A 21,177-nucleotide genomic window follows, 5' to 3' on the forward strand; every position below is an offset into this window, starting at 1 on the left:
CGCGTGTCAACGCGGACCCGGCAGGGCCACACGTACGTGTGATCTTTCGTTTGCGTTGCCACGCAACGGATGCCGACCGCCTAGTTTGGACCGCGCCCGGAGCCGGGGCCCGCACCCGGTATCGAGGCCGAACAGGAAGCTGGGGAAACATGGAGCACGCCGCGGCAGTCGCGGACCCCGCGGCCCCGCCCGGACCGGCGGTGCCGTTCTTCACCCAGGCGGCGGGGTTCACCGCGCGCTGGCCCGCGATCGCGGCCAACATCGGCGCCGTCGTCGACCGGGGTAAATACTCGCACGGCCCGCTGGTGGCCCGGTTCGAGCAGGCCCTGGCCGACTACCTGGGCGCCGCGCACGTGGTGGGCGTCAACTCCGGCACCGACGCGCTGGTGCTGCTGCTGCGCGCGGCCGGGCTGGAGCCGGGCGACGAGGTGGTGGTGCCCGCGTTCAGCTTCATCGCCACCGCCTCCGCGGTGGTGCTGGCGGGCGGTCGCCCGGTGTTCGCCGATGTCGACCCGGTGACGTACGCGCTGGATCCGGCCACCGCCGAGGTCACCGCGGCCACCAGGATGGTCATGCCGGTGCACCTGTTCTGCCAGCTCGCGGACATGTCCGCGGTCACCGGGTTCGCGCAGCGGCACGCGTTGACCGTGGTGGAGGACAGCGCCGAGGCCATCGGCATGCGCTGGGACGGCCTGCACGCCGGGCTGTCCGGCGCGGGCGGCGTGCTGTCGTTCTTCCCCACCAAGACCCTGGGCGCGCTGGGCGACGCGGGCGCGGTGGTCACCGACGACGAGCGGATCGCCGAGACCGCCGCCGCGCTGCGCCACCACGGCCGGTTCGGGCATACCCTCGACCACTTCCCTGGAATCAACACCGAGACCGCGATCGCGGGCGTGAACAGCAAGATGGACGACATCCAGGCGGCGATCCTGCTGGCCAAGCTGGACGGTCTGGACGCCGACATCGCCCGCCGGGCCACCCTCGCCGCCGCCTACACCGAGCGGCTGCGCGGCTGCCCCGGCGTGCGCAGGCTGCCCACGATCGTCGAGCGGGACGTGGACACCACGCCGGTGTTCTACGTCTACGTCGTGGAGGTCGACCACCGCGACGCACTGGCCACGTACCTGGCCGCGCACGGCATCGGCACCGAGACCTACTACCCGGTTCCGCTGCACCTGCAACCCTGCTTCAGCCATCTCGGCCACCGACGCGGCGACTTCTCGGTCGCCGAGGCCGCGTGCACCCGAACGCTGGCGCTGCCGCTCTACCCGGACCTCACCGAGGCCCAGGTCGACCGCGTGTGCTCGGTGATCCGCGCGTTCTACGGCGGGAGCGGCTCGTGACGCTGCCGTTCTTCCCACCAGACCTGTTCGACGACGACCGACAGACCATTCTGGACATCGTCCGCCGCGTCGGCACCGCGGCGGAGCAGCGGTTCATCCTGGGCGAGCGCACCGCCGCGTTCGAGCGGGCGCTGGCCGCGCAGGTCGGCGCCGCGGACGTGATCGCCTGCGGCAGCGGCACCACCGCGCTCACCCTGGTGCTGCGGTCCATGGACATCGGGCCGGGCGACGAGGTCGTGGTGCCCGCGTTCGGCTGCGCGCCGCTGGCCTCCTCGGTGGTCTCGGTGGGCGCCACGCCGGTGTTCGCCGACGTGCACCCGTGGACGATGGTGGTCGAGCCGTACGAGGTGGCCGAGGCGATCACCGCGCGCACCGCGGCGATCATGCCCGCGCACATGTTCTCGGTGATGGCCGACATGCCGACCCTGCGCGACCTGTCCGGGCACCACGGCGTCCGGCTGGTCGAGGACTCCGCGGTGGCCCAGGGCGGGGTGCTGGAAGGGGTGCCCGCAGGCCGCTGGGGCGAGGCGGGCGTGTACTCGTTCGTGCAGGTCAAGACGTTCGGCACGATCGGCGAGGGCGGCGCCGTGGTCACCGACGACCCGGAGATCGCCCGCGCGGTGCGGATGCTGCGCAACCACGGCCAGGACGGGCGCGCCCGGTTCGTGCACCACCTGGTCGGCCACAACAGCCGGTTCGACGAGATCACCGCCGACTACCAGCTGCACCGGCTGCCCGGCCTGGCCGCCCGGCTGGAGCGCCGGGCCCGGATCGCCGACTACTACACCGAGCGGTTCACCCCGCTGGCCGGGCGCGGCATCCAGCCGCCGCCCGCGGGCCGGGACGGCCGCTGCTTCTACGTCTACTCGCTGCTCGCCGACCGCCGCGACGACCTCAAGCGGCATCTGGCCACGCACGGCGTGGGCAGCCACGTCTACTACCCGGCACCGCTGCCCGCGCAGCCCGCCTTCGCCCGCTACGCCCGGCCCGGCCAGTACTGGCCGCACGCGGAGCTGGCGAGCGCGCGCACGCTCGCGCTGCCGATCTACCCGCATCTCACCGACGCCGAGGTCGAGCACATCGCCGACACGGTGTGCGCCTTCCCCGGAGAACCACGATGACCATGCCGCTCTCCCCGGCCGACTCCGCCGCGGCCACCCGCGCCCGCGCGCGGCTGGGCGCCTACATCCGCCTCGCCAAGCTGGACGTCTGGGACTACTACCTGGCCTTCCCACTGGCCTGGGCGCTGGCCGGGTTCGGTCCCGGCGCGTTCGGCGTGCTGATGGTGTTCGGGCTGGGCACGGTGTGCGTGGTCTCCGGCGCGGTCGCCTTCGACGACGTCACCGGCTACCGGGACGGCAGCGACGCGGCCAACTACGGTCCGGACGCGCCCGCGCGCAGGCTGGCCCGCAAGCCGCTGCTGACCGGAGAGCTGACCGAGTCCGAGGCGGTCCGGTTCGGCTACCTGGCGGCCATGTCCGGCGCGCTGCTCTGGGCGCTGACCGTGCTGATCGCCCCGTTCGCTCCACTGTGGACGATCCTGCTCGCGGCCGCCTGCCTGTTCTCCGCCGTGCAGTACTCGTGGGGGCTGCGGATCAGCTACCACGGCTGGCAGGAGGTGTTCCTGGCGGGCTTCGGCGTCGGCCTGGTGTTCGTCGGGCTGGGCCTGACCACCGGCGCGGTCGGCGGGTTCGCCGCTGTGCAGGGTGTCCTGTTCGGACTCGGCCCGCTGTTGTTCGGGGTCTACTCCAACACCCGCGACGCCGCCGGGGACGCGGCCGTCGGTCGGCCGACATTGGCGGTGCTGCTGACCGAGCAGGGCAACCGGGCGTTCATCGCGGCACTGACCGTGACCGAGATCGCGCTGGTGGTCACCTCCGCCGGGCTCGGGCCCGCGCCGTGGTGGTTCGCCCTGGCCATGCTGCCCGCGCTCGGCGTGCGGGTCGCGCAGCTGCGGCGCGGGGTCGGGCTGGGCGACCTGCTGGCCGCCCGCAAGCTGGGTCTGCTGGCGCACCGGCTGACCACCGTCACGCTGGTCGTGGTCGACGTGGTCCTCGCGGTGGAGGCCGGGGCGTGAGCGCCGATCTCGACGTCGCCGTGGTGGGGGCCGGGATCGCGGGCCTCGCGGCCGCGCACCGGCTGCGCGCGCAGGGGCGGTCGGTGCACGTGTTCGAGGCCGCCGACCACATCGGTGGCCGGATGACCAGCCTGCGCCGGGACGGCTACCTGATGGACACCGGCGCCGAGATGATCGGCAGCTCCGGCTACCCGGCCACCTGGCGGCTGATCCGCGACCTGGGCCTGTCCGACGAGGAGATCCCGCTCATCGGCGCGGGTCTGGCGGTCTGGCGGGAGGGGCGCGCGCACCAGCACGTGGGCGATCCGCGCGGGTTGCTCGTAGGGGCGGGGCTGTCGGCCGGGGCGCGGCTGGAGTTGGCCAAGTTGTTGGGGGGCACGGCGATCCGTCGACGTGCGTACGACCCGGACAGTCCGGAGTCGACACCGCAGGGGTCGCGGACCGTGGCCGAGGTGGTGCACGGGGACCTGCACGACTACCTGTTCCAGCCGTTGACCGGTGGCTTCTACGGCTGGGACACCGAGCGGGCGAGCGCCGGGCCGTTGTTGAGCCACATGCTCGCGGTCGGCGCCACCAAGACTTTCCGCACCTACCGCGACGGCATGGACACCGTGGCCCGCGCGCTGGCGGCCCAGGGTGAGGTGAGCACCGGGGTGCCGATCCGCGAGGTCGTCACCACCGGCTCCGGCGCCCGGCTGGTCGTCGACCACACACCGCTCACCGCGCGCACGGTCGTGCTCGCGGTGCCCGCGCCCGTCGCCGCCTGCCTGCACCCGGCGGCGCCGGAGTTCGTGCACCGCTGCGAGTTCCGGCCCATGCTCAAGGTGATCTGCCAGCTCGACCGGCCGCTGGACGGCTTCGGCCCGGCGTTCGGGCTGGCCGTGCCCGCCGTGGAGAACCCGGTGCTCGCCGGGATCGTGTGCGACGAGCGCAAGCACGTCGGGCGGGTGCCGGACGGGCTGGGGCTGGCGACCCTCGTGGCGGGCCAGGAGGTCGTGACCGATCTGCTGGACGAGAGCGACGACGAGATCTCGCGGACGCTGATCGCGCACGCCGAGCAGTACCTGCCGGGGCTGGCGCACGCGTTGCGCGGGACCGTGGTCGTGCGGTTCCGGCACGGGCTGCCGATGCCGACGGCCTGGGCGCTCGCCGCGCGCGCGGAGTTCGTGAAGCGCGCGCCATCGGCGGTCGAGTACGCGGGCGACTGGTACACGCTGCGCCCCTGCAGCGAGGCCGCCATCCGCTCGGCCGAGCTGGTGGCCGCGCGACTGTCCACTTCGGAGATACCGGCGGGTGCGCGTGGCTGAGGCGATCGATACCGAACTACCGTGGGCCGTGCTGCTGGCCAACACCGCGGGCCGGGCCGCCATGCACGGCATGGTCGAGGTGTCCCGCGCCCGGTACGTCTTCGGCACCGACTTCGAACGCGAGGCCGAACGGCTCGCTCTCGGCGAGCGGCTGTGGGACCCGGGCACGATCGACCGCCTCACCGCGCTCGGGATCGGCCCCGGCACCCGATGCCTGGAGGTGGGCGCGGGCCGTGGCTCGATCGCGGCGTGGCTGGTCGAGCAGGGCGCGTCGGTCACCGCGCTGGACTTGGACACCTCACGGCTGGAATGGCTGCGGGACCGGGACGTCTCGGTGGTGCGCGGCGACATCGGCGCGGACGACCTGTCGGAGACCGGCTACGACGTGGTCCACGCCCGGCTCGTGGTCCAGCACCTGGGCGACCGCGCGGCGGCCGTCCGCCGGATGTGCGCCGCGCTGCGCCCCGGCGGCCACCTGGTGCTGGAGGACACGGACACCGCCTCGCTGTTCAGCACGGCCGCGGGCGTACTGCACCCGGACGTCAAGCGCGCCGCCTACGCGGTGATGACCGGTGCAGGCTACCACCCCCGCTGCGGCCTGCTCGATATCGACCTGGCCACCGAGGCGGGCCTGGCCGACGTGCGTGCCGATGGCCGGGCCGAGGTCGTCACCGGCGGCACCGACCAGGGCCGCTGGTTCGCCCTGTGGCTGGAGCACCTGCGCCCGGCGATGCTCGCGGCCGGGGAGGTCACCGCCGCCCAGCTCGACCACGCGATGGCGGACCTGGCCGACCCCCGGCACCGCTGGCTGTCCCAGGTGATGGTCACCGTCACCGGCCGCAGACCGGGGGAGACCCGATGAGCAAGCCGCACGACCTGGGCACGTTGTTCGACGAGCTGGCCGAGCGTCGCACCCCCACGGTCATCCGCCTGTCCCGCCCACTGGACGTCGCCCCCGCCTTCGGCACCACCTACGACGTCCCGGCCGTCGCCGCCCTCGTCCGCAACCTCGCGGGCTGGCTCTACGCGGCGGGCGTCGACCCCGGCGATCGGGTGGCGGTGGTCAAGTCGAACCACTGGGACTACGTGCTGCTGGCCTGCGCCGCCGCCCGGATCGGCGCGGTCCCGGCGCTGCTGTCGGACCAGGTGGCCCCCAAGGCGCTCCGCCTCATGCTGGAACGCCTCAAGCCCACTCTCCTGATCACCACCCGCGCGGTGCTGGAGACCGCCCAGTCCCGTGGCGTCGACCTGATCGGCGTGGTCCGCCACGCACTGACGTTGGACGGCCGGTTCCCCAACACCATCCCGCTGGAACGCCTGCACGGCCACGAACCCCCGCCGCCGGTCTTCCGGGACGATGACGAGCCACTGGTCATCAACCACACCTCGGGCACCACCGGCGTCCCCAAACTGGTCGTCCACACCACCAACACCCTGATGCACGGCCTGGCAGGCGCCGAGTCGACACGGCTCCCGATCGTCTCCTGCCGCAGACACGACACGGTCTGCTCGGCCATCGCCTACGCCCACGGCCGCGCCATCCCGTGGACCGCGAGCGCCCTGTGGCTCGGCCCCCAGGAGATCGTGATCATCGACTCGGCTGATCCGGCCCAGGCCGAGCCCACGCTCCAGGCCTTCCCCCCGACCACCGTGGAAGCTCTCCCGTCCACCTTCGTCCGCTGGCGGCCGTTCCTCCGCCGCCCGGACCACCCGTTCCGCAACGTCCGCCTCTTCGTGAGCACCTTCGACGCCATCCACCCCCCGATGGTCCGCGACTTCCTGGGCGCCACCCGCAGGCGTCCGCTGTGGGTCCAGGTCTGGGGCCAGACCGAGACGGGCCCGCTGACGTTCCGCTTCCTGACCCGGCGCGCGCTTGCCGCCCGCGAGAAACGCCACCCCACGACCCGCAACCTGGGTCGTCCCGCGCCGGGGCGGACCAGGCTGAAGGTGGTGGACCCCAAGACTTTCGACCCGGTCCCGCACGGCACGCCCGGCCTGGTCCTGGCTCGTACGGGGACACTCGCGCTGGACTACCTGGGTGAGGAGGACCGCTGGGAGTCGAAGCTGACGGACGGCTGGTGGAACACCGGCGACATCGGGATGCGCACGCGGTCCGGGGCGTTCCACATGCTCGACCGGGAGCTGGATCTGTTGCCGGGGCAGAGTTGTGTGGAGCTGGAGGATGTCCTGGAGGACCGGGTCCCGCAGATCGTGGAGTGCGTGGTGCTGGGGACTCCTGGTCGGTTGCCGGTTCCGGTGGTGGTGACCGAAACAGGGCAACTGGACCCGGCGTCCTGGCGGCGGGCGTTGGGGGATCTGCCCGCGCTGTCGGATCCGGTGGTGCTGGCGTGGGACCAGATTCCCCGGACCGGGACGGGGAAGGTACGCCGGATGGCGCTACGCGCGTTGATCCATACCGGGCAGGATACGTTCGGAACTGGTCGTTGGACTTAGGAGCATCGCGTGGAACGGATCGCGTTCACCGGGGCGGCGCCGGAGCTGTACAAGCGGCTCATCGGGTTGCATGTGGCGGCGGACAAGGAGGCCCAGGCGGCTGGGCTCTCGCCGGTGCTGTTGGGGTTGGTGCGGACCCGTGCTTCACAGCTGAACGGCTGCGCGTTCTGTGTCGATATGCATACCGGAGAGCTGGCTGCCCTGGGGGAACCGATTCGTCGCGTGCACGCTCTGGCCGTCTGGGAGGAGAGCGGGTTCTTCTCCGAGCGGGAGGAGGCGGCGTTGGAGCTCACCGAGGCCATGACGTTGCTGGCGGAGAGTCGGGTGCCGGATGAGATTTATGAGAGGGCTGCCGAGGAGTTCTCGGCGGAAGAGTTGACGCAGCTGGTGTGGGCGATCACGATCATCAACTCGTTCAACCGCCTCTCGGTGACCTCCCGAACCGCTCCACCATCGCTGGATGCCTGACTCCTCGCGTACTACGCCCTTGTTTTTCGGGGCAACGGTTCCACCGTGGTGTTCGGCTGGTGCCGCGAGACCACCTCGGCCACCTCGGCACCTCGGCGACCGGCCTGCGCGGCATCTGGGGGCCGCTACGGGGTCGCCGTGCTGCGGGCCTCGCCGATGGCTATTCGGGCAACAGGATTGGAGAATGGATCGGAAAACGAGCCGCGGGCACATATGTGCCAATCCATTAAATAGAACTGGTTGGATCACTACGCGTCACTGATGCGGGCGTGCCTATTTCTCGCCAAAACGGCTTGTGGGAGAATCTCGGCGTGAAGATCAAAGAGCTGACCGACCACCTCGTTCGAGAGTTGACCGCTCTCGATCATGACGAGTTCGTGTCGGTCGCGGACGTGAGCAAGGGGCCGGGGTCGGAGAGCGAGCCGTACAACCACGTGCTGGTGACCGTGGAGCACGCCAACGGTGCGCGGTCCGCGATTCAGGTCATGCAGGTGACCGGACCGGGGATCGCTCCCGCTGGTGAGTACCGCATCCCCGCGAACGGGTGGTGACCTGTGCGAAACGAGCGCGTGCGCGAGCTGGTGGCCGAGCTGGTGGGGAGGCACCCCGGGGTGGAGTCGGTGAAGACGGTGGATCTCGGCAACAAGGGCCGGGTTCAACGAGTCACCTGCACTGACGGCGTGGTCATCGACCTCATGATCACCAACACCTCGCCTCCCGGGGGTGACAACCACAACGAGGAGGAGAAGATCGTGACCAAGCAAAGGGGGTGAGGACACGATGGCTGGTGGTGGCATGTGCCCGATCTGCGGACAGCGGGCGGCAGCGAACTCGGGCGACGAGATCAAGAAGCACCGGGATCTGAGCGGTGCGGCCTGCTCGGGCGAGGGCATGACGGCGAACTGACGCGATGAGCGCTGAACGCTCTGCCCGGATTGCGCTCGGTACACCGAAATGCACGGATGGCCCCTTCGCTGTGGTGTGCGGCGAAGGGGCCATCCGTGTTGGTGCTCAAAGCAAGTGCAGCAGTGGTATGGCGTGCTCGACGCGGAGGGAGCGGGCGCGGACCGCTGTGCTGGTCTCGGGTACGTCATCGCACCCAACGACAACAGCCATGGGGATCTGCTCATGGATCCGGCTCATCTGCGGCAGGCCGTCGAGGCGTATCGGCGGCTGTGGTCGACGGCGGTGCCCTTGTGAAGCCGGTTGTCATACCCCGGCGGTAAGGCGGGACAGGCGTTTGCGGACCTTGCGCCCGGCGTCCTCGGGGAGGAGGTCGACCACCGGTCGCAGGCGGGCCAGGAGGTCGGGTGTGGTGGTGAGGGCGCGCAGGGCGGTGCCGAGGTCGATGTCGTGGTCGGGGCGGTGGATGACGGTGATCGGGTCGCCCGCGGTGACCTCGCCCGCTTGTAGTACGCGGAGGTAGGCGCCAGGCCAGCCGCGGGCCAGGAAGCGGTGGATGAGGTCGGGAACGTCCCAGAAGCCCGCGAACACCCGGCACGGGGTGCGTGGTCCGCGGACCTCGAAGACGGCGGTGCCGATCGCCCAGTGTTCGCCGATGCGGGCGCCGGTGATGTCGAGTCCCGAGGTGGTCAGGTTTTCGCCGAAGGAGCCGGGGGAGACCGGGCGGCCCAGCTCGGTCGACCACCAGCGCTGGTCCTCCTCGGCGTAGGCGTAGGCCGCCCGGTCCACGCCGCCGTGGTGCTTGGTGTCGCAGATGGTGTCCCCGGCGAGACCGGCTTCGGTCGCCTGGACGGGGCCCGTGACGGGGCGTTTGTCGATTCCGGTGCGGCCCACGCGGCCTGCCCACGCGTCGGTGCGGACGGTGGCGATGTTGACTGACAGGAGTTGCACAGCGCGCCTTTGCCGTGGTGTGGTCGGATCCGAAGACGGCGTGCGGCTTCCCGGTGCCGGGCCGGTCGGCCCGGGTGGTGGACGGGGTGCCGCTCAGCCGGTTCGTCGTCGGGCTTCGGCGCGCGCGGTGCGGTGGGCCCATGGGCCAGGCGTCATGCCACGGCGAGGAGCCACGACGGTTACCACGCTTTCCAGAGTGTCACGGAGAGCGACAACATAGCGTATTCGCCTGCCGCCCCGCACGCCGGCTTCTAGCGGTTGTTGCAGAGTTCCAGTGGGGCGCGGTCCGGCGTGATGCAGGGCAGGTACCCCGCGTCCTTCAAGTGCAGCAACGCCTTGGGGTTGGTGTGCAGGTACGTGACGAACGAGCCCAGCAACCCGTCCTTCCCCGCCTCCCCCTTCGTGTACAGGTACTCGACCGTCCAAAACGGATAGTCCGACGCCACCCCGCCCCCGGTGTCGAACGTCTTGCCGTTCAAGCTCACCGCGTTCAGCGCGTTGCTCTTCCGGGCCTCGGTCACCGAGGGCGCGTCCGCGTACCCGATGGCCCCCGGGATGCTGCTGATCTTGGCCACGACCTCGGAGTTGGAGTCCCGCTCGCACCGAATGGTCCGCGCAGCAGGGTTCCGATCCTTGGTCAGGCACTCGTTGGACGAGAGCCCGTCCTCCCCGGTCCCCAGCACCCGTTTCTCGAACAGCTCCCGGGTTCCGGACTCCTGTCCCCGCCCCACGATCCGGATCGGCAGTGAGTCCCCGCCGCGAATCTGTTGCCAGTCCTGGTAGCGGCCGTCGTAGATTTTCTGCAGGGCGTCCGTGGAGATCGAGTCCACCCCCACCGAGGAATTGACCACCACGTGGTAGACCACGATCGCCAATTGCTCCGCGTGCAATCCGTTCGCGTCGCCGCCCTGCCGTCCGTCCGACAGGGCTGCCAATGACTCCGCCTTGTCCCCGGGCAGCGCGGCCACGGCCCGAACCCCGTCGATGCTCCCGGTCGGCACCGGAATGATCCGGGCCCCCGAGCAGGCCGCCATGTAGTCGTCCGCGATGGAGCGCATCGTCGGCATGAACACGCTGGAGCCCTTGAGATCCAACGTCCCGGACGCGCAGGCGACCGACGAATCCGTTGGCGGGGAGGCGAAGACCAGGCCGATGACCAGGAACGTGGTCAGCGTCAACGCGAGCGCGCCCGTCAGTCGGGTCAGGGTGAAGCGCCGCTGGCTCTTCTCGTCCTTGATGATCCCGTTGTCGCCCAGCTTCCCCGTGGCGACGATCTCCTTGCTGGTCTCGCCCGTCGGGTTGTCCGCCGGTTCCTCCAGCACCACCACCAGCTTGAACTTCTGGTTGCGGCGCAGCGCCAGTGACTCAAGCCGGACGCCGTGCCAGCGGGGTTCGGCCTCCGGTTCCCTGGCGGCCGGGGGCTGGCCGCCGATCCAGCGGATCATGCGCTGGGAGAGCTTCTCCCGGACGACGCCCAGGTTGTCGCGGTCTTCCGGTTGTTCCGTCGCGTCCTCGTGGCGGAAGAAGCGGAGACCGGACCGGAGCTTCTCCCGGATCTCGTCCGAACCCGCCTCGGAGATGCGCGCGTTCCAGACGACGCGTTTGCCGAAGGTGAAGGTCAGCGGCTTGTCGAAGTCGTCGGGGGCGATGTCGTAGCCGCCGGTGTTGCGGATGCGGATGACCACGATGCTCATCCGGTCCAGCAGGCGGCTGACCGAGCTCAGCTGGCCGAGGCGCCGGGCCGGGTCGTCGTCGAGGAGCTTCTCCGGGCCGAGGCCGATCTTGGAGTTGTAGTGCACCCGGTAGCTGATCCGTTTGCGGCGGATCAGGAAGCGGTCCACGAACGGGGTCGCGATCAGCAGCACGATGCCCAGCACCAGGTTCCCGGCGCCGAGGAAGTCCAGGATCGCCCGCAGAGCATCCCGAATCGCGGTCACGCGCACCCCTCCAGCAGTCTGCTCAGGCCGCCAGATTATGAGTGTCAGGATGCCCCGCGGGCGGATTTCGGACAGTCGTTCATAGCCGGTTCAGCTATCCGTGGCCGAACCGGTTCCGAACGTAGCCGCCGTTACGACTTACGGCCGCTCCGCCGTCCGCGCATCAGCACCAGGACCACCACGATGACCACGACCACCAGGATGCCCACGATCCACACCCACGATGGCACGCCCTTCGACTGCTGGGCGTCCGCGGTGGGCTGCTGGGCCGGGGCGTTGTCGCCCTGGGTGGCCTGGGAGGTGGGGGCCGGGGCCTCGGTTGTGGTGGTCGGGGCGGCCGCGCCCGCGACCGACATGGTGAAGTTGACGACGCCGCCGGTGATGTCGCCGTCGCCCGCGACCACCCGGTACTCCAGGTGGTAGGGGCCTGCCGGGCCGACCGGCTGGACCGGGATGGTCACCACGGCGCCCTCCACCTTCGGGGCGCCCAGCTGCCAGCGCTCGCCGCCCGCGCCGGTGACCGCGAAGTCCTCCGGCTTGGTGGTGACGTCCTCGCTGAACGTCAGCGTGATCACCTTGGGCAGCTCGGCGAGCGTGGCGCCCTCGGCGGGGGTGCTGGACTTCAGCTCCGAGTGGGCGTACGCGGGCAGGGCCGTGCCCAGCACGGCGGCGCCCGCCACGAGCAGGGTGGCGGCGAGACGGCGGAGGGACATCGCAGGGGGGACCTTTCTCGGCAACGCTGGGGACGCGGGGCATGGCGCGGTCGGGACAAACCGCGCTGTGTGCCCACGGACGGGCAGCGTAACCGAGCGGCATGGGGATGCCGTGAGGTAACCAGGGCGAATAGCGTCAGCCGGGGTGGACCGGAATCCGCTCGACGCCGTAGACGATCGAGGTCTGGCGGTATTCCAGCGACTGCTCCGGCACCGCCAGGCGCAGCCCCGGGAAACGACGGACCAGCGCCGGGTAGGCGGCGCGCAGCTCCATTCTGGCCAGTTCCGCGCCGATGCAGCGGTGCGCGCCGTACCCGAACGCCATGTGCTGGGTGGGCGGGCGCACCGGGTCGAACCGGTCGATGTCCGCGCCGAGCACCGGGTCCCGGTCGGCCGCGCTGAGCGAGCAGACCACCAGGTCGCCCGCGCCGATCCGGACGCCCGCGACCTCCAGGTCGTGTCGGGCGAAGCGCGGGAAGGCCATCTGGACCACGGTCAGGTAGCGCAGCAGCTCCTCGACGAACGGGCCGATCGCGGCGTCGTCGTCGCGCACCAGGGTGGCCGAGCGCTCGTCCCGCAGCAGGATGAGCGCGCCGAGCGCGAGCATGCTGGCGGTGGTCTCGAAGCCGCCGGTCAGGATGCCGTCGGCCAGGCCTGCCAGCTCCAGGTCGTCGATCTCGTCGCCGTGCTCGCGGATGATCATGCCGAGCAGCCCGTCGCCCGGGTTCTTGCGCTGCTGCTCGACCACGCCGCGCAGGTAGGTCAGCGACTCCGAGATCGCGCCGAGGGACGCGCCCGCGCCGCCGAACAGGTCGAAGCGGGCCACCGCGAGCCGCTGGAAGTCCTCGCGGTCGGTGTAGGGGACGCCGAGCAGCTCGCAGATGGTGAGCGAGGGGATCGGCAGCGCGAAGTGCTCCACCAGGTCGACCGGGCCATCGGCGGCGGCCATCCGGTCCAGGCAGCCGGTGACGATCTCGTCGATGCGCGGGGCCAGCCGGGCCAGCCTGCGCATGGTGAACTCGGGGGTGAGCAGCTTGCGCAGCCGGGTGTGGTCCGGCGGGTCGGCGAAACCGAGACCACCTGGGCTCACCTCCTCGGCGCCGACCAGCGCGCCGAGGTGCCGGTAGTCGTTGCTGAACGAGGCGGTGTCGGCCAGCACCTGCTTGCTCTCCGTGTAACCGGTGACCAGCCAGAGGTTCACGCCGAACGGCACCGGCAGCTTGCTGACCGGCGCGGTCTCCCGGATGCGGGTAAGTTCGGGCACCGGGTCCAGCCCGTCGCGACGCAGCGGCACCAGCACCGACTCGGGCAGCAGCGACAGCGCCCGGGTACCGAACCTGCGCAGCAGGAACCGGGCCAGGCGGGTGCGCGCCAGCCAGGACCCGACGGTCCCGCCGACGGTCCGAATGAGACCCATCGCGACCTCCCCCGAGACGCTCGTTCGGCGCCGACCCTACCGAAGCCGTCGGGCGGCTCTCAGCGCACTCTCAGCCCGTTGCCTGCCGGGAGACCGAACTCACAGACATCCGGTTCACCGGTCCGTTTCGGCCGTGCGCGATTATCTGCCTGCCACATATTCGATGGTGGAAATGTCGGCCTGCTTTCGGAGTAGTTTCATTGCCGGGAAACATCGACGGCTCCTACGATTCCGGCACCCGGATTCCCCAAGTGAATGGACCACCCTGTGCGCTCCAGGAGAATCGTCGCGGCGGCGTTGGCCGCCATCACCATCACCACCCTGTCCACGGCGACCGCCGGTGCCCAGCCGATGGCCGCCACCGCCGACCGCCAGTGCGGTTCGTCCCCGGTCGGCTCGCTGCGGCTGGACCTGACCTCCGACATCGAGAACCCCGCCTACCTCAGCCCGGCGCCCGAGGCACGCCGGGTCACCGGTACCGCCACCATCCCCAGCGCGGGCATCGCCGCTCTCGGCGCCGCGTCCGTGGAAGGCACGGTGACCGTCGACCTGGAGATCAGCGGCACCTTCAGCACGCGTGACTCGATCACCCTCGACCTGGCCCGCACGCCCGTCATCGCGGGTCAGGACATCGTCGCCAACGTGGTCGGCTACACCGGCACCGGCTACTTCGCCTACCGCGGCGGCACGAACTACGTCGACATCGCCAACACGCACGTGACCCTGCGCCCGCGCCGCGCCGACGGCGTGCCGACCCGGCCGCGGCAGCTCACCGCGGACTGCGTGCGCGCCGAGCAGCCGCTGACCCGGTGGATGGAGATCCGCACCGAGCAGATCATCGCGGAGATCCTGCCCGCCCCGACCGACCTGCGGGTCACCTCGCTGGGCACGGACAGCCTCGGCCTGGCCTGGAACCGGTCCACCGGTCTGATGGGCCCGGCCAGTGGTTACGAGGTGCTGCTGGAGGACGTGTCCAACCAGGTCCTGGTGGGCCAGGACAAGCTGAGCACCACCGTCACCGGTCTACAACCGGACACGATCTACTGGGTGCGGGTCAGGGGCATCCAGTTCGGCGGCGGCAGGCGGAGCAACCCGCTGCACATCCGTACCGCGGCCACCCAGGCCGACTTCTACTACGACACCGCGGGCTCCGCCCGGATCAACGGCAGCTCGGTGGCGTTGAAGGGCGAGCTGGACACCCATCTCGACCTGGCCACCGCCACGCACACCTCGAAACTCGCGCTCGCCCCGACCGACGTGCGTGGCCGTAATGGCGCCGCGCACCTGGAGTTCACCGAGGCCGCGCCCACGACCGGCGCGCTGACCGGCGGCGTGTTCACCGCGACCACGCACCAGACCGTGTCCGTGCCCCGGATCACCGTGTTCGGCCGCGTGATCGACACCCCGGGTTGCCGCACCAGCAAGCCGGTGGACATCCCGCTGACCTCGGGTGCCGCGTTCGACCCGACCGTGGGCGGCAGCCTCACGGGGACCTTCACGGTGCCGGACCTGACCGGCTGCGGCCGCTACACGTCGCTGGTCAACAGCCTGCTGGCGGGCCGCGGCAACCGCGCCGAGATCCGCGTCGCGCCCTGGGCGTGACCCGCTGACCGGCCCGGGGCCACCCCGGGCCGGTCGGTCCTCAGTGGACAGTTGGTGCTCCCGGCCGGGCCCGTGGCACGATCATGGGGAGGGAGACCACGGGAGGACCCACGAGATGACCACCGACAGCGACCTCTGGCTGCGCCGCTTCACCCCGGCGCCGGAGGCCCCCGCCCGGCTGCTGTGCCTGCCGCACGCGGGCGGCTCGGCCAGCTACTTCTTCCCGGTGTCCAAGGCACTGGCGCCACGCGTGGACGTGGTGGCCGCGCAGTACCCGGGCAGGCAGGACCGCAGGCTGGAGCCGTGCGTGCCGACCGTGGCCGGGCTGGCCGACCAGCTCGCCGAGGCGGTCCGGCCGTACCTGGACAAGCCGTTGACCCTGTTCGGGCACAGCATGGGCGCTTCCGTCGCGTTCGAGCTGGCCCTGCGGTTGCAGGAGCGCGGCACGGACGTGGCCGGAGTGGTCGTGTCCGGCCGCCGTGCCCCGTCCGCGCTGCGTGACGAGCAGACCCACCTGCTCGACGACGACGGCCTGCTGGCCGAGATCCACTCGCTGGAGGGCACCGAGTCCGGGCTGCTCGACGACGACGAGATCCTGCGCCTCGTGCTGCCCGCGATCCGCAACGACTACCGGGCCGCCGAGCTGTACCGGCGCACGGACGGGGCGACGGTGCGCGCGCCTATCCTGGCGCTGCTGGGCGACCGCGACCCCAAGGCCACCGAGGCCGAGACCCGCAAGTGGGCCGAGCACACCAGCGGCGGGTTCGACCTGGAGCTCTACCCGGGTGGGCACTTCTACCTGACCCAGCACGTGCCCGCGGTGCTGGCGCGGATCGAGAAGCACATCGACGGCGACCACTGAGCACACCCCGTCCGGGCGGTCGGACGGCGTCGTGCGAGGCTCACCGGCGACCGCACGCCGACCGCCGGGGGCGCCATGATCCACGCCTTGTCCAGCACGCTGACCTGGGTCGCCGTTGGCGCGGCCTGCTGGGCGCTGGTGCTGGTGATCCTCGACCGACCGCCGCTGCCGGGCCGCCCGGACGGGTACGCGTACCTGGGCCTGCTCGTGCTGGTGGAACTGGGTCTGCTGGGGCAGGCCGTGATCGGGTTCGTGCAGCTGGCGAGCACCGACCGGGACGTGTCCGGGCTGTCGTTCGGCGGCTACCTGCTCGGCGCGCTGCTGATCCTGCCGGTCGCGGTGTTCTGGTCGTTCGCCGAACGGACCCGGTGGGGGACGGCGGTGCTGGTCATCGGCGCGCTGGTGGTGCCGGTGATGATCGTGCGGCTGAACCAGATCTGGACGGCGGTGCCCCGTGGCTGACCTCGCCACCACGACCCGGTCCGGTCCGGGCAGGCTGCTGATCGCCGTCTACGCGGTCTTCGCGTTGGCCGCGTGCGCGCGGTCCGGGGTGCAGCTGGCCACCCATTTCGATCGCGCGCCGTTGGCGTACCTGCTGTCCGCGCTGGCCGCGGTCGTGTACGTGGTGGCGACGGTGTGCCTTGCCCGGGGGAGCCGGACTTCGCGGCGCTTGGCGGTCATCTCGTGCACGGTCGAGCTGGTGGGTGTGCTCGCCGTGGGCACCGCCAGCCTGGTGGCGCCTGCCGCTTTCCCGGACGCCACGGTGTGGTCGGTCTTCGGGCAGGGCTACGGCTTCGTGCCGCTCGTGCTGCCGGTGCTCGGCCTGCTGTGGATTCGCCGCACCGCCCGAGGGTGATCACATTCGGTAGTGGACAGTCGATGGACGATCGCTGTCCGTGTCTTGTCCGTTCCGGAGCGCTGCCCCTGCCCCGATGTCGCACAACCCCAGCGAACCCCTAAACCGGGTCCACTTAAGACGCTCTTGAGGCTGCTTTTGGTGAATCACCGACAAGTCGCCGAGCTGGGTCCGCTGCGGCTTGTGCCGCAGGATGTTCGGCCGAACGGTCCATCAGGGACGTGAGTCGGAATCAACTCCGTCCGTCATCCCGCTCACCACTTGGCAAATCCTCCACAATCGTGGGCGCACCGGTTAGATTCACCGCTGGGTCGGGGAACGAGGCCGCCCACCGGTCACACCGCGTGTTCGATGGCCCGGCTGTGCGGCTGTGTGACTGTCGGGATGCCGAGGTCCACAGGGGAAGGCGAGACGGATGACGCTGGTCGAGCGGCACGAGGAACTGGCCGCGCTCGGCGGACTGCTGGACGCGTGCGGCCGTGGCCGCGGCCAGGTCGCTCTGATCGGCGGCGGCGTCGCGGCGGGCAAGACGGCCCTGCTGCACGCGTTCGCCGACCGGGCCGCCGCCGTGGGCGCGACCCCGCTCACCGCCACCGGCTCCCCGGCCGAACGGACCGTCCCGTTCGGCGTGCTCCGGCAGCTGTGCCAGTGCCTGCCCGGGGCCGCGTCCGCCGACGCGCTGCACCCGCTGGCAGCCCTCGCCGCGACCACGGCCGACGACCCGCGCTCACTCGGCCCGGACGGCGCCCGCGTCCTCGACGGCGTGTGTGCGGTACTGCTGGAGGTCTCGCGCACCAGCCCGGTGGTGATCGGCGTCGACGACGTCCAGTTCGCCGACCCCCAGTCCCATCAGGCGCTGCTCTACCTGCGCAGGCGCATGCGCCTCGCCCGGCTGCTGATGGTCTTCACCGAGTGCACGCTGCCCCGCGCGACCCCGTCCGCCTTCCGTGCCGAGATCACCGGCCAACCCGGCACCACCCACCTCCGGCTCGCCCCGCTCACCCGGGCGGGTATCGCCGCCCTGCTCGCGGACCGCCTGGACTCGGACGTGGCGCAAACGCTTGCCTCGGCCTATCACGCCCTGAGCGGCGGCAGCCCGCTGCTGGCCAACGCCCTGATCGAGGACTACCGCGCCGCCGCGCGCGCCTGCGCCGTGGTGGATCCCGTCGTGGGCCACGAGTTCGGCCACGCCGTACTCGCCTGCCTGCACCGCTGGGACCCCACCGTCGCCCGGGTCGCGGGTGGCCTCGCCCTGCTCGACCGCATGGCCTCCACTGCCCTGGTGAGTGACCTGATCGAAGTGCCCCACGAGGCCGCCACACAAGCGATCGAGGTCTTGGAACACGCCGGTCTACTGAAGACCGCCCGCTTCCGCCACGCGGTCTCACGGCTCGCGGTCCTGGACAGCATCACCCCCGCCGACCGCTCCACACTGCACACCCGCGCCGCCCGTCTACTCAACCGAGACGGCGCACCCACACACGAGATCACCCATCACCTGATCGCCGCCGATACGCGCGAGCTCGCGGGCGAACCCTGGGCAGTGGAATCGCTCCACCACGCAGCCCAAGAGGACTTATCCACGGACCGGCTGGACAGTGCGATCCAGCACCTCTCGCTCGCCGCCCTACTCAGCACAGACGAGACCGAACGCGCAGACCTCACCACCCAACTTCTCCGCGTCGAATGGCGTCGCAATCCATCTGCGGCCGTGCGCCACTTACCGGCACTGCGCGAAGCCCTCGCCGCCGATCGCCTCTCTCCGCAGAACATCGCGCACCTGGCCAAGTTCCTGCTCTGGTACGGGCACACCGACGAACTGGCCACCACGCTTCACCGGATCGCGCCCGCAAGTTCCGGACAGTTCAACCTGGTCGCCCAGTGGCTCAGCTTCCTATACCCCGTAGGCGGCCACACCCCACGCGGCACTTCACGCCTGGATTCATCCGACCCGTGGAGCCGTGCATCGGCCATGCTCCACCTCCTCCGCACCGGCGGCCCGCACAGCGAGATCGCCTCTGCGGCCGAACATGTGTTGCGCAACTGCGAGCTGGGTGAACAACCGCTGGGAGCACAACTCTCCGCTCTCACCGCCCTGATCCACACCGACCGGATAGACCGAGCCGCCCACTGGGCCGAGACCCTCTTCGTCGAGTCGGGTGCCTGTGCTGCTCGCACCTGGATAGCCCTCTTCGGCGCCCTCCGCGCCGAGATCGCGCTACGCCAGGGTGATCTGCCGGGCGCTCTCGACCACGCGACCGCCGCCTTCGACCAACTCACACCTTCGGGCTGGGGAGTCGCGATCGGACTCCCACTGTCCACTGCCCTCATCGCCGCGACCGCCATGGGCGCGTATGACCGCGCGGCGGCTTTGGTGCGCACGCCTGTTCCGGACGCGATGGCCGACACGCAGTTCGGATTGCTGTATCTGAACGCGCGGGCGAACCACTACCTGGCCACCGACCGACTCCACGCGGCGCTCGCGGACTTCCAACGTTGTGGGGAACTGATGTCCGCGTGGAACCTGGATCTTCCCGGTCTTGCCGCCTGGCGTGCCGGTGCCGCGCTGGCGCAGTTGCGGTTGGGGAATCGGGAGCTGGCTCGGGGGTTGATCACCGCGCAGTTGTCACGGCCCGGGGCCGATGTGGCTCGGACGCGTGGGTCGAGTCTGCGGGTGATGGCCGCGGTTTCGGCCAGTGACCGGCGAGTGGGGATGTTGCAGGAAGCTGTGGAGCTGTTGCATGTCGCGGGGGACCGGTATGAGCTGGCGCGTTCCTTGCGGGATCTGAGCGCGGCTCATCACGCGGTAGGGGACGAGGAGACCGCGCGGACCGTTGCCCGGCGGGCCATCCAGATGGCGAAGGCCTGCCATGCCGAGCCGTTGACCCGGGAGCTGGACCCGGGACGGGAGCCCGAGGTGCCGGAGCAGGGAAGGGTCGGGGGGATGAGCATGTTGAGCGAGGCGGAGCGGCGGGTGGCCGTGCTGGCCGCGTTGGGACACACGAATCGGGAGATCGGCGGGAAGCTGTACATCACCGTCAGCACGGTGGAACAGCATTTGACCCGGATCTACCGGAAGCTGAATGTCAGCCGCCGGACGGATCTCCCTATCGACCTGCCCCGGCATCTGCTGACTTCCACTAACGACCACTGACCCTCTCGGACTGTGCACACAGAGCCGGTTTGTCCGGTCGGCGTATCCCGTGGGGGGTAAGCGAAGTACCTCTATCCGAGTGATTTCCCACGTTCGCTCACCCAGGCGAGGCCGAACTACCTCGGCAACCGCCGCCAAACGGCCCTAGGCAGCAACCTCATCCCGAAGAACACCGCCCGCAACACCCCGGGAACCCACACCTCGCCCCGCCCCCGTGCCAATGCCCGTGCGGTGGCCACGGCCACCTGCTCCGGCGTGCTGGAGAACGGCGCGGGCGTCATGCCCGAGGTCATCCGCCCGATCACGAACCCGGGCCGCACCAGCAACAACCGCACGCCGCTGTCCGCGAGTGCATCCGCGAGTCCTGATGCGAATCCATCCAACCCGGCTTTGGCCGACCCGTACACGTAGTTCGCCCGCCGCACCCGGACCCCGGCGACCGAGGAGAACACGACGATCTCCCCGCTTCCCTGGCGCCGCAACAGGTTCGCGACGTGCGTGAGCACGCTGACCTGGGCGACATAATCGGTGTGGACGATCTGCACCGCGTGCGACGGGTCCTTCTCCGCCAGGCCCTGGTCCCCGAGGACGCCGAACGCGAGCACCACCGTGCCGATCGGGCCGTGGTCCCGGGCGATCCCGGTCAAGACCTCTTCATGACCGTCAAGGTCATCAGCGTCGAACTCGACCCGGACGACCTCGCCTGCGCCCGAGTCCCGGAGCGCCGCCGCCTCCTGGTCGAGATCGCCGCAGCGGCGTGCGGCGAGCACGACCGTGCGGGTTCGGGCGAGGGCGCGGGCCAGCTCCAGGCCGATCTCGCTACGGCCGCCCAGGACGACCAGGGTTCCACTCATGCGGAGCAGTGTGCCGTGCTCACCGTGGGTGGGATCGATGTGCCCCTCGGTCACATTCGGCCCAATCTGCCACATGATCGAGTGAAAGATCCATCCGGCGACTACAGCCGGTCTATCCAATCACCGTTTCAGGCGAATCCCCCGGGGTTATCACTAACCGATTCGGGGACTGTACTGTCACGAATTCCGGGTATAACTTCGACGCCGTCGACAAGGCGGAGCGGCAACGGGGTCTCGGACCAGGCGGCAATGTGAAAACGAGACACTTTACGGGATGCG

Annotated in this window: 21 protein-coding genes; 16 read left to right on the forward strand and 5 right to left on the reverse strand. The window is 70.6% G+C overall.

Annotated features, from left to right (window positions below):
* Positions 1-149 precede the first annotated feature (149 nt).
* The 11 genes from C503_RS0129190 (at position 150) to C503_RS0129240 (ending at position 8,849) form a co-directional block, all read left to right on the forward strand.
* Complete coding sequence (locus C503_RS0129190) at positions 150-1,343, forward strand: DegT/DnrJ/EryC1/StrS family aminotransferase (RefSeq protein WP_018685767.1); 1,194 nt, start codon at positions 150-152, stop codon at positions 1,341-1,343.
* Positions 1,340-2,464 (forward strand): DegT/DnrJ/EryC1/StrS family aminotransferase, encoded by a 1,125-nt coding sequence (locus C503_RS0129195; RefSeq protein WP_018685768.1) that lies wholly within the window; start codon positions 1,340-1,342, stop codon positions 2,462-2,464. The genes C503_RS0129190 and C503_RS0129195 overlap by 4 nt, the downstream gene beginning before the upstream one ends.
* On the forward strand, positions 2,461-3,420 hold the full coding sequence (locus C503_RS0129200; protein WP_018685769.1) for a UbiA family prenyltransferase: 960 nt from the start codon (positions 2,461-2,463) through the stop codon (positions 3,418-3,420). Before C503_RS0129195 ends, C503_RS0129200 begins: the two co-directional genes overlap by 4 nt.
* On the forward strand, positions 3,417-4,727 hold the full coding sequence (locus tag C503_RS0129205; RefSeq protein ID WP_018685770.1) for a protoporphyrinogen/coproporphyrinogen oxidase: 1,311 nt from the start codon (positions 3,417-3,419) through the stop codon (positions 4,725-4,727). Before C503_RS0129200 ends, C503_RS0129205 begins: the two co-directional genes overlap by 4 nt.
* Entirely contained in the window at positions 4,720-5,589 is an 870-nt protein-coding gene (locus C503_RS0129210) for a class I SAM-dependent methyltransferase (RefSeq protein WP_156893597.1), read from the forward strand. Before C503_RS0129205 ends, C503_RS0129210 begins: the two co-directional genes overlap by 8 nt.
* Positions 5,586-7,181, forward strand: coding sequence for a class I adenylate-forming enzyme family protein (locus tag C503_RS0129215; RefSeq protein WP_018685772.1), 1,596 nt, complete (start codon positions 5,586-5,588; stop codon positions 7,179-7,181). The genes C503_RS0129210 and C503_RS0129215 overlap by 4 nt, the downstream gene beginning before the upstream one ends.
* 9 nt (positions 7,182-7,190) lie before the next feature.
* Positions 7,191-7,649, forward strand: coding sequence for a carboxymuconolactone decarboxylase family protein (locus C503_RS0129220; RefSeq protein WP_018685773.1), 459 nt, complete (start codon positions 7,191-7,193; stop codon positions 7,647-7,649).
* 311 nt (positions 7,650-7,960) lie between these two features.
* Complete coding sequence (locus tag C503_RS0129225; protein ID WP_018685774.1) at positions 7,961-8,200, forward strand: hypothetical protein; 240 nt, start codon at positions 7,961-7,963, stop codon at positions 8,198-8,200.
* A 3-nt stretch (positions 8,201-8,203) separates the two neighbouring features.
* The gene (locus C503_RS0129230; protein WP_026316816.1) at positions 8,204-8,422 is read left to right on the forward strand and encodes a hypothetical protein; all 219 of its coding nucleotides are present in this window, start codon (positions 8,204-8,206) and stop codon (positions 8,420-8,422) included.
* Between the two features lie 7 nt (positions 8,423-8,429).
* Positions 8,430-8,555: a hypothetical protein gene (locus C503_RS48645; RefSeq protein WP_281170542.1), complete on the forward strand. Its 126-nt coding sequence runs from the start codon at positions 8,430-8,432 to the stop codon at positions 8,553-8,555.
* A gap of 114 nt (positions 8,556-8,669) precedes the next feature.
* Complete coding sequence (locus C503_RS0129240; protein WP_018685777.1) at positions 8,670-8,849, forward strand: hypothetical protein; 180 nt, start codon at positions 8,670-8,672, stop codon at positions 8,847-8,849.
* 9 nt (positions 8,850-8,858) lie between these two features.
* On the opposite strand, the gene C503_RS0129245 is transcribed toward C503_RS0129240, so the two are convergent.
* The 4 genes from C503_RS0129245 to C503_RS0129260 form a co-directional block, all read right to left on the reverse strand.
* A complete protein-coding gene (locus C503_RS0129245; protein ID WP_018685778.1) occupies positions 8,859-9,503 on the reverse strand; it encodes an MOSC domain-containing protein in 645 nt (214 codons plus the stop codon).
* A gap of 251 nt (positions 9,504-9,754) precedes the next feature.
* Entirely contained in the window at positions 9,755-11,440 is a 1,686-nt protein-coding gene (locus C503_RS0129250) for a PstS family phosphate ABC transporter substrate-binding protein (RefSeq protein ID WP_018685779.1), read from the reverse strand.
* Positions 11,441-11,571: 131 nt separating this feature from the next.
* On the reverse strand, positions 11,572-12,153 hold the full coding sequence (locus C503_RS0129255) for a copper resistance CopC family protein (RefSeq protein ID WP_018685780.1): 582 nt from the start codon (positions 12,151-12,153) through the stop codon (positions 11,572-11,574).
* Positions 12,154-12,289: 136 nt separating this feature from the next.
* Positions 12,290-13,570: a cytochrome P450 gene (locus tag C503_RS0129260; RefSeq protein WP_018685781.1), complete on the reverse strand. Its 1,281-nt coding sequence runs from the start codon at positions 13,568-13,570 to the stop codon at positions 12,290-12,292.
* Positions 13,571-13,837: 267 nt separating this feature from the next.
* Here C503_RS0129260 and C503_RS0129265 point away from each other — a divergent pair, with 267 nt between their 5' ends.
* The 5 genes from C503_RS0129265 to C503_RS41300 all read left to right on the forward strand — a co-directional run bounded on the left by C503_RS0129265 (position 13,838) and on the right by C503_RS41300 (position 20,044).
* Positions 13,838-15,172, forward strand: coding sequence for a fibronectin type III domain-containing protein (locus tag C503_RS0129265; RefSeq protein WP_033401176.1), 1,335 nt, complete (start codon positions 13,838-13,840; stop codon positions 15,170-15,172).
* 115 nt (positions 15,173-15,287) lie between these two features.
* On the forward strand, positions 15,288-16,034 hold the full coding sequence (locus tag C503_RS0129270; RefSeq protein WP_018685783.1) for a thioesterase II family protein: 747 nt from the start codon (positions 15,288-15,290) through the stop codon (positions 16,032-16,034).
* An 87-nt stretch (positions 16,035-16,121) separates the two neighbouring features.
* On the forward strand, positions 16,122-16,496 hold the full coding sequence (locus C503_RS0129275) for a hypothetical protein (RefSeq protein ID WP_245572611.1): 375 nt from the start codon (positions 16,122-16,124) through the stop codon (positions 16,494-16,496).
* On the forward strand, positions 16,489-16,890 hold the full coding sequence (locus tag C503_RS0129280) for a DcrB/PsbP domain-containing protein (protein WP_018685785.1): 402 nt from the start codon (positions 16,489-16,491) through the stop codon (positions 16,888-16,890). Before C503_RS0129275 ends, C503_RS0129280 begins: the two co-directional genes overlap by 8 nt.
* 415 nt (positions 16,891-17,305) lie before the next feature.
* Positions 17,306-20,044, forward strand: a complete 2,739-nt coding sequence (locus C503_RS41300) for a helix-turn-helix transcriptional regulator (protein ID WP_018685786.1) — start codon at positions 17,306-17,308, stop codon at positions 20,042-20,044.
* A gap of 116 nt (positions 20,045-20,160) precedes the next feature.
* Here C503_RS41300 and dprE2 read toward each other — a convergent pair whose 3' ends face one another.
* Positions 20,161-20,898 (reverse strand): decaprenylphospho-beta-D-erythro-pentofuranosid-2-ulose 2-reductase, encoded by a 738-nt coding sequence (gene dprE2 / locus C503_RS0129290; protein ID WP_026316818.1) that lies wholly within the window; start codon positions 20,896-20,898, stop codon positions 20,161-20,163.
* Positions 20,899-21,177: the final 279 nt, after the last annotated feature.

The organism is Actinokineospora enzanensis DSM 44649, assembly GCF_000374445.1.
In the GTDB taxonomy this organism is placed as follows: Bacteria; Actinomycetota; Actinomycetes; order Mycobacteriales; family Pseudonocardiaceae; genus Actinokineospora; species Actinokineospora enzanensis.

Excerpts from the sequence above, each read along its gene's own strand:
- C503_RS0129190 (WP_018685767.1), top strand. The coding sequence starts at position 150 with ATGGAGCACGCCGCGGCAGTCGCGGACCCCGCGGCCCCGCCCGGACCG.
- C503_RS0129200 (WP_018685769.1), top strand. The coding sequence starts at position 2,461 with ATGACCATGCCGCTCTCCCCGGCCGACTCCGCCGCGGCCACCCGCGCC.
- C503_RS0129215 (WP_018685772.1), top strand. The coding sequence starts at position 5,586 with ATGAGCAAGCCGCACGACCTGGGCACGTTGTTCGACGAGCTGGCCGAG.
- C503_RS48645 (WP_281170542.1), top strand. The coding sequence starts at position 8,430 with ATGGCTGGTGGTGGCATGTGCCCGATCTGCGGACAGCGGGCGGCAGCG.
- C503_RS0129255 (WP_018685780.1), bottom strand. The coding sequence starts at position 12,153 with ATGTCCCTCCGCCGTCTCGCCGCCACCCTGCTCGTGGCGGGCGCCGCC.
- C503_RS0129260 (WP_018685781.1), bottom strand. The coding sequence starts at position 13,570 with ATGGGTCTCATTCGGACCGTCGGCGGGACCGTCGGGTCCTGGCTGGCG.
- C503_RS0129270 (WP_018685783.1), top strand. The coding sequence starts at position 15,288 with ATGACCACCGACAGCGACCTCTGGCTGCGCCGCTTCACCCCGGCGCCG.
- C503_RS41300 (WP_018685786.1), top strand. The coding sequence starts at position 17,306 with ATGACGCTGGTCGAGCGGCACGAGGAACTGGCCGCGCTCGGCGGACTG.
- dprE2 (WP_026316818.1), bottom strand. The coding sequence starts at position 20,898 with ATGAGTGGAACCCTGGTCGTCCTGGGCGGCCGTAGCGAGATCGGCCTG.